The organism is Janthinobacterium sp. HH106 (assembly GCF_001758725.1).
In the GTDB taxonomy this organism is placed as follows: domain Bacteria; phylum Pseudomonadota; class Gammaproteobacteria; order Burkholderiales; family Burkholderiaceae_D; genus Janthinobacterium.
Genome location: NZ_LRIC01000027.1, coordinates 111,688 through 124,250 on the forward strand (window position 1 = coordinate 111,688; position 12,563 = coordinate 124,250).

Below are 12,563 nucleotides of genomic sequence, written 5' to 3' on the forward strand. Positions count from 1 at the left end.
TATCAGAGCGGTGGAAACACGACCGACATGCCCGGGCGCAAGCCCTCGACCTTGATGGCGGGGCGCAGCCGGATTTCAAACGTGCGCAAGTCAGTGCCGCCCGGGCGGGCCGCGCGCCACGTGGCGAAATCGGGCAGCACGGCCACGGAACTGACCTTGAAGCTCACTTGCTGCTTCAAGCCCGGCACATTGGCCGTATGCGTGCTGCCCATGGCAAACGCGGCCATTTCATCTTCGCGCACCTGCAGCACGGCCCACGCGTCATCGAGGTTCACCAGGGTGATCACGGGGAAGCCTTGCGGCGCCAGTTCACCGGGCTGTATCTGGATCTTGCTGACCTGCCCGGCCACGGGCGCGGCGATCTTCGTTTCCGCCAGGGCGACCTGCGCTTCCGTCAGCACGGCGCCCACCTGGCGCGCCTGGGCGGCGGCGGCCGTCTTGTCTTCCGGACGGGCGCCCTTTTGCGCCATGTCATATTGCGCGCGGGCCGCTTGCGCCAGCTGGTCGGCGGCGCGCCATTGCGCTTGCGCCTCGTCGCGTTTCTGCTGCGCGATCACGCCTTGCTCGTACATATTGTTGACGCGGGTGTACGTGGTCTTGGCGATGGTGGCGCCCGTTTGCGCCCGCTCCCAGTTGGCTTTCGCGGCGGCGATTTCTTCCGGACGCGCACCCGCTTGCGCCTTTTGCGCCACGGCATCGGCTGCCTGCGTGGCGGCCGTCGCTTGCGCGATCTTCGCGTCCACTTCCGGACTCGTCAGCTGGAACAGCAGTTCCCCTTTCGGCACCGTCTGGCCCAGCTTGACGTACAGCTGGCCCACCCTGCCCGGCACTTTCGACGAGACATTGACTTCCTGCGCATCCATCTGTCCCTGCAAAGGCAGGCGCTGCGGCTGGAACGCCTGGTACAAGCCCCAGCCCACGAAGCCGAGGACGGTGATGGCGGCGACTATGGCCAATGGTTTTTTGGAGGTGCTCATTATTATTTGTCCACAGGTAATTGGATATCGGCCGCAGCGGCCAGGCTGCCCAGGCGCTGCGTCTCGCCCGTCGCTTCCAGCAATTGCGCCAGGCCCATCACATAGTTATAGGCAGTCTGCGCGCGCTGGGTCTCGACCTTGGCCAGGTTCAGGCGCGCGTCGACCACTTCCAGCGACGTCACTTGTCCTTGCTGGAAAGCGACCGTTTGCAAACGGATATTTTCGCGCGCCAGCTCCACCGACGACGCCGTGGACAGGTACTGGATGCGGGCGTTTTCCAGCGCGCGCCAATTCTTTTCGATCAGGGTGGGAATGTCGCGCTCGGCCTGGCGCGCCACCACTTCCACGCGCTCCTGGTCCAGCTTGGCGGCGGCGATCATCTTGCCTGTGTTGATGCGGTGCACGAGCGGCACGGCCACGACGAGGCCGATGGCCCAGTTCGACCGCACGAGTTTTTCGTTGCCGCGATTTAGGTTGTAATTACCGATGGCAAACACGGTGGGCGCATATTCCTTGCCGTGCAGCTTCAATGCTTGTTCGGCCTGCACGCGCTTGCTGTCGATCTTTTTCCAGTTCGCATTTTCACGCATGCCCGTGCTGATGAACGATTGCAAGGTGCCCACCGGCAAGCTGTTGACGAACAGGGGCGTGCTGGGCCGTACTTGCGTGTTGACGGCGAGCAAACGGTCGAGCGCCACCTGGGCGATTTCCTCGTCGCTGCGCGCCTGCGCCTCGTCGCTGCGGGCGCTGTCCAAGGCCACGTCGGCACGCAGGCGTTCCGCGCGCGAAATCAGGCCGCCCTTTTCCAGCCTGGCCGCGTCGCGCTGGTGCTGCGTCACGCCGGCCGTCACTTCGGCCCGCACGGCCACCACCCGCTTCGCCAGCAGCAACTGGAAATAGCGCTGCGCCACCAGGGTGGCCAGCTGCTCTTCCGCTTCCGCGCGCTCCGCCTGCGCGGCCAGGGTCAGGCTCGAAGCGAGGCCCTTGACGGCGTCCAGGCGCCCGCCCGTGTAGATGGGCCACATGCCCAGCAAGCCGAACGAGGTCAGGTCCGTCACCACTTCGCGGCTCAGGGAATTGGGAATCTGTGGCTTGGGCAAGCCGGGAATCGATGGCAGCACGGACTCAATGCCGCCCACCACGCCGGACAAGCCGCTCGTATCGATGTTCAAGTCCGTCGACAGGCGGCCGCGAAACGCCGTCAAGTCCACGGAAGGGCCGTCGATATTCGACAGCGCCTCCGCCTTGAGGGTCTTCGCGCGCACGTCGAGCGCGGCGCCCTGCACGGCGCCCGAAGCGGCTGCCGCTTGCTGCAGCGCTTCGCTGAATGTCAGAGGTTCCGCCAGGGCCGGCATGGCCGCGCCCAGCGCGCTCGCCAGCAATAATGATAAATGTCCTTGCAATCTGCCCATGTAGCGTCCAGTCAATGAATGAGGGGAAAGCACGGGGTTGCCATGTTTATACTTTCACAATAGCAATTATATCCACGGATGTCCATTCCAGCCTGCACTATTGGTTACGCAAGCTGACAGACAAAAACGGGCGCCTCATGCGGGGCGCCCGTTTTTGTCAGACTACACGGCTAGCGGCTTACTTCTTCGCCTTCTTGCCGCCCTTTTCCTTTTCCTTTTCAAACACGGCAAAGAACTCGGACGCCATGCTGCGGATGGCGCGGCCGATATTGGCGTAGTCGTATTCGTTCAGGTTGGCCAGCGAGACGCGGCCGGACGGATGCGTGGTACCGAAGCCGCGGCCCGGCAGCAGGATGACGCCCGTTTCCTCGGCCAGGCGGAACAGCGCTTCGTTCGGCTTGAGTTTTTTCAGCAGCCACTGCGAAAACTCCACGCCATGCATCTGCGCGGCCAAGGATTCCATGTCCAGCAGATGGTAGTAGCGCACGGAATTGGCGTCGTGCACCATCGGCAAGCCCAGTTCGCGGTACAGCGCTTCCTTGCGGCGCAGCACGATGCGTTTCATCGATTGCTTGTACTTTTGCTCTTCATCCATCAGCGAGAACAAGGAGAACAGGGTCATCTGCGCCTGCACGGGCGTGGACAGGCCGGCCGTGTGGTTCAGCGCCACCGTGCGGCTGTCGGCCACCAGGCGGTCGATGAATTTCAGCTGGCGCGGTTCCGTCGTGATGGAGTGATAGCGCGCATCGAGCTGCTTCTTGATGGTTTCAGGCAACTTCGCAATCTTGTCGTCGAGCACATTGTTTTCATGCGTGGCCACCACACCCATGCGCCAGCCCGTCGCGCCGAAGTATTTCGAGAACGAATACACGAGGATGGTGTTGAACGGGCAGATGGCGAACAGCGAGACGAAATTGTCGGCAAACGTGCCGTACACGTCATCGGTCAAAATGATCAGGTCCGGGCGCTTCTTGATGATCTTGGCGATGTATTCCAGGGTCTCGTCGTCGATCTTGACCGAAGGCGGATTGCTGGGGTTGACGAGGAAGAAAGCCTTCACTTTCGGGTCCAGCAGCTTGTCCAGCTCCTTCTTGGTGAATTGCCAGTTGTTCGATTGCGGCGCATCGATGTGCACGGTGTTCAGCTTGTAGTCGTTCAGCTGGGGAATCTCGATGTAGGGCGTGAAGATCGGCATGCCCAGGGCGATCGTGTCGCCTTCCTGGATGATGTGGTTCGATTTCAGGCTGGCGAACAGATACGTCATGGCCGCCGTGCCGCCTTCGACCGCGTACATGTCGAAGTTGCCGACGAATGGATGGTCGCCGATCATTTCGCGGTGGATATACTGGCCGACGATTTTCTCGGACAGGCGCAGCATGCGGTCCGGCACGGGATAGTTGCAGCCGAGGATGGCTTCGCACATTTCATAGATGAAGTCGCCCGCGCTCAGGCCCAGCTGGTCGCGCACATACGACACGGCCGCCTCGATGAAATGCACGCCCGGGTTGCCTTCGTGCTTGCGCACGAAGATTTCAAAGCGCGCCTCGATGCCCTCGCGCGTGGGAAAGCCGCCCACGTCGTCCATGTACACATACGAGCGCTCCGCTTCCGTCATGGCGAACTGGCCGAACTGGAAGAAGCCGTGGCGTGGCGTGGTCGCCAGGAAATTCGGGTTGCCGCGGCCCGCATTGAGCATCAGGCGGTTGCTTTGCTTGGCCGTCTGGATCAGCGCATCCTTCAATTCGAAGGGGCTCAACAGGGCGAGTTTGCTTGGGTTACTGAAATCCATTTTTGCTACTCCTTATCAGACTGATAATTTTGAGGGTTCTTGCAAAGGTGCTTGCACATACATGCAGACTCAGACGAAGGCCACAATCAGCGGCCCCAGCAAGGTCAGGAAAACGTTGGCCAGGGCATATGTGATGGCAAACGGTACGGTGGGAATCGAGTTTTGCGCCGCGTTCAGCACTTCGCCGAATGCGGGATTGGCGCTGCGCGAGCCGGACAAGGCGCCCGCAAACACGGCAACGTTGTCATAGCGCAAGATGTAACGGCCGATCAGCATGGTCAGTATCATCGGCAGGATGGTCACCACGACGCCCACGCCGAACAGCGTCAGGCCGTGTTCGCGCACGGTTTGCACGGCTTGCAGGCCGGACGTGAGGCCGACGACGGCAACGAAGCCGGCCAGGCCCAGATCCTTGAGGATTTGCACGGCGCCGCTGGGCATGTAACCGAAGGTCTGGCGCTTGGCGCGGAACCAGCCGAACACGAGACCCGACAGCAGCACGCCGCCGCCGCTGCCCAGTGTCAGCGGAATCGAACCGATGCGCGCCACCAGCAAGCCCACCAGCAGGCCGACGACGAGGCCGGCGCCCATGTAGACGAAATCCGTCTTGGCGCTCGGCACGATCATGTAGCCCACTTCGGCCGCCACGCGCTTGACGTCCTGCTCGGCGCCATAGATGGTCACCACGTCGCCCGTCTGCACGACGGTTTCCGGCTGCATGGGCAGGATCTTGCCCATGCGGCTCAGCTGCACGACAAAGATGCCGTGACGCACGCCCGGCGCCGTCGCGCTGCGGATTTCGCCCACCGTCTTGTTGTGGTAAGCCTTGTTGGTCAGCACCATGTCGCGGCGCTGCATCACCAGTTCCATGCCTTCGACGGCCAGCAATTCCTTGCCCAGCTGGGAAGACACGCTGAGCATGGCTTCGCGGCGGCCCACCAGCAGCACGATATCGTCGGCGGCCAGCACCAGGTCCGGGCTGACGTCGATGATCTGGCCATTGCGTTTCACGCGCTCGATGGTGATGGCCGTATTCGGATGAGCGCTTTCGATCTCTTCCACGGTGCGGCCGGCACCGGGACCCACGTCGTAGATGCGGCCGATCAAGTCGGGCGCGGCCGGCGTCTGGCCAGGTCCCAGCACCTGCACGCCCGCCTGCAGCGCCGTTTCCGCCTTGATCGCATCTTCGCGGATGGTGCGACCCATGAGTTTCGGCAAGATATTGACGCAGACGATGATGGCGCCAAACGAGCCGAACACATAGGTGACGGCATAGCCGACGGCCACGTTGCCCTGCAGGCGCGCCACCTCGTCGGCCGCCAGGCCCAGCTTGGTGATCGCGTCGCCGGCCGTGCCGATGATGGCCGACTGCGTCAAGCCGCCCGCCGCCACGCCGGCCGCCAGGCCCTTGTCCAGGCCGAACACCTTGGCCATGATGACCACCGTCAGCAGCGCCGTCACGGCCAGCACGACGGCCAGGATGATTTCGCGCACGGACTGGCGCCCCAGGGAATTGAAGAATTGCGGTCCGCTTTCATAACCGACCGCGTAAATGAACAGGGCGAACAGTACCGACTTGACGCCGGGATCGATGGCCACGCCTACCTGGCTGACGAGGACCGCCACCAGCAGTGAACCGGCGACCCCGCCCAGCTGAAACGAGCCGAACTTGATCTTGCCGATGTAGTAGCCCACTGCCAGGGAGAGAAACAAGGCAATTTCGGGCGACTTCTTGAATAACTCATGCAACCATTCCATGCGGACCGCCTTTCGTGTTGAAGGAATTCTTTACTGCCTGTGCTCTTGCAAGCTGCTCATGCATGAACGGACCCGGCCAGGGCCACGATGAGCGGCCCCAGCAGAGGCAGCACCACGTTCGAGATGGCATAGGTAATCGTGTAGCCCAGCAAGGGCGTGGAATTGCCGGCCGCGTTCTGCACGGCCGACAAGGCTGGCGTGCTGCACTGCTGGCCGGCGATGGCGCCCAGCAGCACGGGCGCTTCCAGCTTGAGGAAAAAGTGGCCCACCAACAACGACAGCGAGGCGGGGATGACGGCGATCAAGACGCCCATCAGCGGCAGCGACAAGCCGTACTGGCGCACCAGCTCGATTGCCTGCGGTCCCGACGCCAGGCCCACGCAGGCGATGAAGGTGGCCAGGCCGATATCCTTCATCATGTCGAGCGCGCTGGGGTGGATGCCCGGCATGCCAGGTTTTCGCGCCTGGTACCAGCCGAATACGAGCCCCGTCAGCAAGGCCCCGCCGCCCGTGCCCAGCGAAAACGGAATGCCGCCCAGCCTGGCGGTAAAGCCGCCGATATACACACCGAGCACGATGCCAATGCTGGCGTAGACGATATTGCTGCGGTCGCCCGTGGGCACGCGCTTGCCGATGGCCGACAGCGCCGTGTTCAGTTCGCGTCCTTCCGTCGTGCCGTACAGGCGCAGCACGTCGTCGCGCTGCAGGGCCAGGTCGGGCAAGGGCGGCATGCTGTGCTCGCCGCGGATGACGGCCGCCACATGCACGCCGGTGGGCAAGGCCAGCTGGCGCAAGGGCTGGCCGACCAGCGCGGCTTGCTGCAGCACCACTTCGACGGCGGAGACGGCCATGTTCAAGCCCGTCGTGTCGGCAAATTCCTCGCCCAGGATGGCTTCGGCCGCCACCAGCGCGGGACGGTGGCCGATCACCAGCACTTCGTCGTTATTGCGCAGGCGCAGTGCCGGCTCCAACGGCAAGACCTTGCCATGCCGGCGCACGCGCGTGATGCTGGCGCGGCCCGCAAAAATATGCTGCAAGGCATCAAGGCGGCGTCCCGCGCCCCGGCTGATGCGGTAAGCGCGGCCGACCATTTCCGGCGTCGCCTGCAAATCGTCGGCGCCCGCCTGCGCGCCGCCCATTTTTTCCCATAATTTGTCCGCTTCCTCGCGCAGATTGACGCGCAACAACAGCGGAAAAATCTGGCTGGTGACGATGACGATGGCGATCAGGCCGAAGATATACGTGATGGAATACGCGGTGACCACATTGGCTTGCAGCTCGGCGATGCGGGCCGTCGGCAGCGCCAGCTTCGAGATCGCGTCCGTGGCTGTGCCGACGACGGCCGATTCCGTCGCCGCGCCCGCCATCATGCCGGCCGCCGTCCCCTGGTCCAGGCCCAGGAAACGCGTGGCCAGCAGCACCAGCGCCAGCACCACCACCACTTCGATCAGGCACAGTATTCCCAGGCGCAAGCCCTTGGCATTGAGGTTGGCAAAGAACTGGGGACCGCCCGCGTAGCCGAGGGCAAAGATAAACAGCATGAAGAAAACGTTTTTCACGCTGGCGTCCAGGGTAATGCCAAGCTGGCCGATCAGCAGCGCGGCGATCAGGGTGCCGCACACGCCGCCGAGCTGGATCGGGCCGAAGCGTATCTGCCCTACCGCGTAGCCCAGCGCCAGCGCCAGGAACAGGGCCAATTCCGGCACCTGGTGCAATACCGACGCGATCGAATCGAGCATGGGCAAACCTTCGAAAAGATAACGGATGGTTACAAGGGAGCACAGCGTTCGGTGGCTGGCGGCGGCTTGCCGTTGAACGGGCGCACGGGTCCGCACGACAGCCGCCATGGCGGCTATCGCTGGGAAAGTATTGCAAAGTGTTGCAAGATGGAATGATGTTCGGCGAAAATTTTATAAGTGTCAACAGGTGTTCTGTTGAACTCGCTTTGCGTTTCCTCAAACATCCTGCGCACGATTGAAGCAGTCATTTGACATAGCTCAACTAAACCATTAGTAATGATTTGGACGATACCAAAGTGCCTTGCGCGCCAGCGGCGTCTCCTCCGGCAGGTCAGGATTGACGAGCTCCAGCACGTAACGCCGGGACAGATTCAGGCCCTGCGCGAGACGGCCGAAATGGCGCTGGAACAGCTGCGCAAAGCTGCCATCGGCCAGCATGGTTTCCAGTCCCAGTTCAATGTGGCGCGCCAGTTCCGGCCTGTGCTTGCCGACAAAAAAGTACAGTACGGCCGGGTAGCGGAAGACCAGATGGGTGTCTAGCGCGAGCGGCAATTGCGCGTGGCTGGCCAGCTCGCTTTGGGCCTCGATCACGGAGCGGGGAAAGTAGTCGATGCGCCCCGCCGCCAGCTGCTGGAACAGGCCTTCGTAGGTGCTCGAGGTATCGAGGCGCAAGCCGTTCGCCTGCAGGATGGCGCAGTCGGGCCAGTCGCGCATCTGGCCGGCAGACAGCCGCGCCAGGGCGGCGACGCTGCGCACGCCGCGCAGCAGCTGCGTCTGGCGGGCATGGATCAGGGCCACGCGCCAGCCGATCAGGCCGCGGTCGATCGGTATGCGCACCGGCAGCAATTGCGTTTCGCGCGCCCGGCTCGTCATGGCCCAGACGACATCGACGCTGCCTGACGCCATGGCGATTTCCTGCATGGCGCGCGTCTGCACCATGCGCAGTGCGGAGCGGCGCAAGGCATAGGCATGGCCCGACCGCGACAGCGCCATTTGCAGCAAGGCCGTCACATAACCTTGCTGCGGATCATCGAGCGCCTGATGGCGCGGATACACGAGCTGCAGCGGCGGCGACGTGCCGGCGGCGGCAGCGCCCAACGGCCACAGGGCGGCAAGCATGAGCAGGGGGCGGCGCTGCATGGCCCCTCCTTTCCAGCGCTTTCATCAGCGTTCTTATCAGAATGACAGTATCGCGCAGCGGGGCACGCTTGTCGACTGGATTATGGAAACTGTGTACAAAACAACAGCAATTCAGGCGGGAGTGGAGCGGTGCAAATTAATCCAGATCAATAAAACCGCAAATAGAAAATAAATCTTGCGTGCTGCTCTGGACGGCATGCGCGCCCCTCGCCTACGCTGTTTTTTTATCTGAAAAACAAGAGGACCACATGCAGACAGCGCGCTTGAATATTATTGGAATGGATCACGAAGGCTGCGCCGACAGATTGACGGGCGCACTTGAGGCCGTCACAGGCGTGGCCACCGTCTGCGTCTCGCTGGCGCGCCACGGCGCCACGGTGCAATTCGACGAACGCCTGGCCACGCAGGAACGTTTGCTGACCGCCGTCAACGACGCCGGCTTCATGGGCGAGGCGTCCGATGAAGAACAATTGCCATCGTGCAGCGGCGCCTGCGGCCACTGCCGCCACTGAGCGCCGCCTCCCCTTTTCCGCTCAGCCTCCCCGCGCGCCCCGGTCGCGCAAATGCGCCAGCACGCGACGCGGTCCCAGCGACTGCAGGTCGAACGGCGGCAATTCGATGGCATCGAGCGTATTCTTGAACAGCAAGCCCAGCTCCGTATCGCCTTCCAGACTCAAACGGCGGCTGAAGAACAAGGTGTCCGGATCTTCCTGGCGCCGCGCCAGCAGCATCAAGTCATGCACGCTGGCGGCGATGCACAGGTCCGGCACGTCGACATAGCGTTCGGCCACGAACACCGTGCCCTGCCACTCAAAATCGAAGGCGATACCGGCGTCCAGCAAGCGCAAGCGCAGGCTGCGCCCCTCCAGGCTGCAGCGCACGTCGTCGGGCAATTGCGGCGCCAGCAGGCGGTTCAAGCCTTGCACGAACAGCCAGGAGGCGGGATACGGCGGCAGCTTGGACAGCAATTCGGCCAGCGGTTCGGGCAGCCGGTACGACACGGCGGGCTTGCTCATGGCAGGCTTGGCCGGGACCGGGACCGGGACGGGCAATCTTTCCAGTTGATCTTGCATGTTCTTCCTTTCGATGCGTTCAATGGGCGGCGTGCTGTTCCATGCCGGGCTGGCCGTGCCAATAGCCGTCGCAGGCGCCGGCCGGCTGGCAGGCCGCCAGTTGGGCCTGGGCGCCGATGCCGCTGACCTGCCCCCGGCGGGCGCGGTCGAAGATGGCGATCACCTGTTCCGTGTGCATGGCTTGCGGACTGATGCGCGCCACCGACACGCCCATGTCGCGCATGGCGTCGAGTTCGCGCACCAGGTTGTAGACGAGCGCCGACTGCGTCTGCGTGCCATTGAGTACGAGGAAGGGCACTTCGTCGCGCGTGCGCAGCAGCAGCCCGTCCGGCTCTTCCAGGCAGCTGTAGCCGCAGTCGTCCTTCGGCAGGTTGCGGTTGCGCGCCGTGAAGCAGCGCGCGGAAAACGCCAGCGGCATGCGTCCGTAGGCAAACACTTCCGTCTCCAGCCCTTCCGGTTTCTGGCGCTGCATCTCGGCCAGCGCCGTCTGTCCCATTTCCAGCGGCATCACCCAGCGCCGCGCACCGAGGCGCGCCATCAGTTGCAGGCTGGGGCCATTGAACAGGTTCAAATGGGGGCCGGCGACGAAGGATGCGCCCTTTTCCATGCAATGCACGGCGCCCATGTCGTTGGCCTCGACGCCGTAGCGCCCATTGCCCGTGATGCGGCGCAGGGTCGCCAGTTCGGCGCCCGCCTCGATCAGCGCCTGCGTCGACAGCACCACTTCCTTGCCGGCGGCGGCCAGCATGTCGGCGATATCGAGCCAGTCGGCCAGGCGCAGCTCATGCCGGCGCGAGCAGACGGTTTCGCCCAGGTACACGATATCGACGGCGGTGCCGGCGATCTGCTGGTAAAACTCGAAGACGGTGGCGCGCGGCCAGTAGTACAGCAAGGGGCCCAAAGAGAGTTTTAGCATGCCTTTTCCAATATTTTTTTAAGTGACAAAACCGTAGCGAGCGGCTCGCGGCGGGGCCGAGAAGCGCAGCAGGTTTTGCTATTTCCAGGAGCGGTGATACGCGCCCAAGGTGTGCTGCTGGCCTTCGGCCAGCTTGTCCATGGCCGCCATCCAGCCCGGCTTGACGGCGTAGCGCGCATTGCCTTCGCGGCAGGCGTCGATCGCTTCGCGCCACACGCGCGTCACCTGCGCCACATACGCGGGGCTGCGCTGGCGCCCTTCGATCTTCACGGCGCGCACGCCCATGGCGATCAGCTGCGGCAGCAGCGCCAGCGTGTTCAGGCTGGCCGGCTCCTCGATGGCGTAATACTCTTCGTCGTTGACTTCGAAACGCCCCTTGCACAGGGTCGGATAGCTGGCGTTTTCGCCCGGTGCGTAGCGGTCGATCAGCACGCCGTTCAGGCGCGATTCGAGGCCGCTCGGCGTTTCCAGCCAGCGCACGGATTTCGCCGGCGAGCACACGCCGTGCGTGTTCGGCGCCTCGCCCGTCGCATACGACGACAGCGCGCAGCGCCCTTCGACCATCACGCACAGGCTGCCGAAGCCGAAGACCTCGATCTCGACGTCCGTCTTGCTGATCAGTTGCTCGACCTGCGCCATCGACAGCACGCGCGGCAGCACGGCGCGGGCGATGCCGAAGTGTTCCTGGTAAAAATTGATCGCTTCGTAGTTGGTGGCCGAGCCTTGCACGGACAGGTGCAGGCGCAGCTGCGGGTGATGCTCGCTTGCATACGCCATCAAGCCCGGATCGGCGACGATCATGGCGTCGATGCCGGCTTGCGCGGCGCGGTCGATGGCGCTGCGCCACACGGCCCAGTTGTGCGGCTGCGGATAGGTATTCAGCGCCAGCAGCACCTTGCGTCCATATTGGTGGGCGTAGCGCACGCCCTCGGCGATGGCCTTTTCGTCGAAATTGAGGCCGGCGAAATTGCGTGCATTGGTGGCGTCGCGAAAACCCAGGTACACGGTGTCGGCGCCATTGTCGACGGCCGCTTTCAAGGCGGGCAGGCTGCCGGCGGGGCAGACCAGTTCCAGCGGTCCGGCCACGCGGGTGGCGGTAGTTGATTCAAGCATCATGATATTCACAGTCCTGTATCGGCTCAGGGTGCAGACTATAGCCCCGCCCATACCGCCCAGTCCTTGACACAGGTGAAGGAATGCACGCATGGCTGGCGCGCGTTCAACTTGCTTGACCTGGCTGTAAAATGCCCCACTTTTTCCCTATCCGATTGCCCGCCATGACCCGCAAACCGCTGCTGATTTTCCTGCTCACCCTGTTCCTCACCGCGCTGCAGGTGCAGTGGGCCGGCCCGCCCGATGGCTATGACGCAGGGACCATCTCCGTGCTGTCGCCGGAAGTGCTGGGCGCGTATCCGGGCGTGCTGCTGCTGTTCCTGCTGGCCGTGTTCGCGCGCCGCAAGATGCCGCTGCTGCGTCAGGCCGCCATCTGCACGGGCCTGCTGGCCGTCTACTGGCTGCTGGCGAACTACGTCACCTTCGACGCGCGCGTGGCCAGCTGGAGCACCTACACGCCGCTGGAAATCTGGACGCACGTGCTGCCCGCCTCCGTCGCCAGCGTCGCCGCCTGCGGCGCCGCGTTCTTTTGCGCGAGCTGGCTGATCCTGCGCGAAACGCGCTGGAACAAAAGCGGCTGACGTGGATTTTTCACCTGCATCAAGGATTCGTCACGCAACTGCACGCACCCTTTGACGCCACTATA

11 protein-coding genes are annotated in these 12,563 nt (G+C 63.4%); 2 read left to right on the forward strand and 9 right to left on the reverse strand.

Going from position 1 to position 12,563, the window contains the following annotated elements; genetic code table 11:
- Positions 1-2: 2 nt before the first annotated feature.
- From JAB8_RS12620 to JAB8_RS12645, 6 genes are all read right to left on the reverse strand, one after another.
- Positions 3-977 (reverse strand): HlyD family secretion protein, encoded by a 975-nt coding sequence (locus tag JAB8_RS12620; protein ID WP_070289774.1) that lies wholly within the window; start codon positions 975-977, stop codon positions 3-5.
- Between the two features lie 2 nt (positions 978-979).
- A complete protein-coding gene (locus tag JAB8_RS12625; protein ID WP_070289776.1) occupies positions 980-2,389 on the reverse strand; it encodes a TolC family protein in 1,410 nt (469 codons plus the stop codon).
- Between the two features lie 178 nt (positions 2,390-2,567).
- A complete protein-coding gene (locus tag JAB8_RS12630; protein ID WP_070289784.1) occupies positions 2,568-4,178 on the reverse strand; it encodes a bifunctional aspartate transaminase/aspartate 4-decarboxylase in 1,611 nt (536 codons plus the stop codon).
- 69 nt (positions 4,179-4,247) lie between these two features.
- Positions 4,248-5,936 (reverse strand): aspartate-alanine antiporter, encoded by a 1,689-nt coding sequence (gene aspT, locus JAB8_RS12635; RefSeq protein WP_070289786.1) that lies wholly within the window; start codon positions 5,934-5,936, stop codon positions 4,248-4,250.
- A 56-nt stretch (positions 5,937-5,992) separates the two neighbouring features.
- A complete protein-coding gene (aspT, locus tag JAB8_RS12640) occupies positions 5,993-7,675 on the reverse strand; it encodes an aspartate-alanine antiporter (protein ID WP_070289788.1) in 1,683 nt (560 codons plus the stop codon).
- A 270-nt stretch (positions 7,676-7,945) separates the two neighbouring features.
- Complete coding sequence (locus JAB8_RS12645; RefSeq protein ID WP_070289790.1) at positions 7,946-8,815, reverse strand: transporter substrate-binding domain-containing protein; 870 nt, start codon at positions 8,813-8,815, stop codon at positions 7,946-7,948.
- A gap of 248 nt (positions 8,816-9,063) precedes the next feature.
- Between JAB8_RS12645 and JAB8_RS12650 the strand changes: the two genes are divergently transcribed.
- Positions 9,064-9,327 (forward strand): heavy-metal-associated domain-containing protein, encoded by a 264-nt coding sequence (locus JAB8_RS12650; RefSeq protein ID WP_070218296.1) that lies wholly within the window; start codon positions 9,064-9,066, stop codon positions 9,325-9,327.
- Between the two features lie 21 nt (positions 9,328-9,348).
- On the opposite strand, the gene JAB8_RS12655 is transcribed toward JAB8_RS12650, so the two are convergent.
- From JAB8_RS12655 to JAB8_RS12665, 3 genes are all read right to left on the reverse strand, one after another.
- Complete coding sequence (locus tag JAB8_RS12655; RefSeq protein ID WP_070218324.1) at positions 9,349-9,831, reverse strand: SCP2 sterol-binding domain-containing protein; 483 nt, start codon at positions 9,829-9,831, stop codon at positions 9,349-9,351.
- Between the two features lie 76 nt (positions 9,832-9,907).
- The gene (locus JAB8_RS12660; RefSeq protein ID WP_070218297.1) at positions 9,908-10,804 is read right to left on the reverse strand and encodes a U32 family peptidase; all 897 of its coding nucleotides are present in this window, start codon (positions 10,802-10,804) and stop codon (positions 9,908-9,910) included.
- A 78-nt stretch (positions 10,805-10,882) separates the two neighbouring features.
- Positions 10,883-11,917, reverse strand: a complete 1,035-nt coding sequence (locus JAB8_RS12665) for a peptidase U32 family protein (RefSeq protein ID WP_070289867.1) — start codon at positions 11,915-11,917, stop codon at positions 10,883-10,885.
- A 164-nt stretch (positions 11,918-12,081) separates the two neighbouring features.
- Here JAB8_RS12665 and JAB8_RS12670 point away from each other — a divergent pair, with 164 nt between their 5' ends.
- Positions 12,082-12,498 (forward strand): hypothetical protein, encoded by a 417-nt coding sequence (locus JAB8_RS12670; RefSeq protein WP_070289792.1) that lies wholly within the window; start codon positions 12,082-12,084, stop codon positions 12,496-12,498.
- Positions 12,499-12,563: the final 65 nt, after the last annotated feature.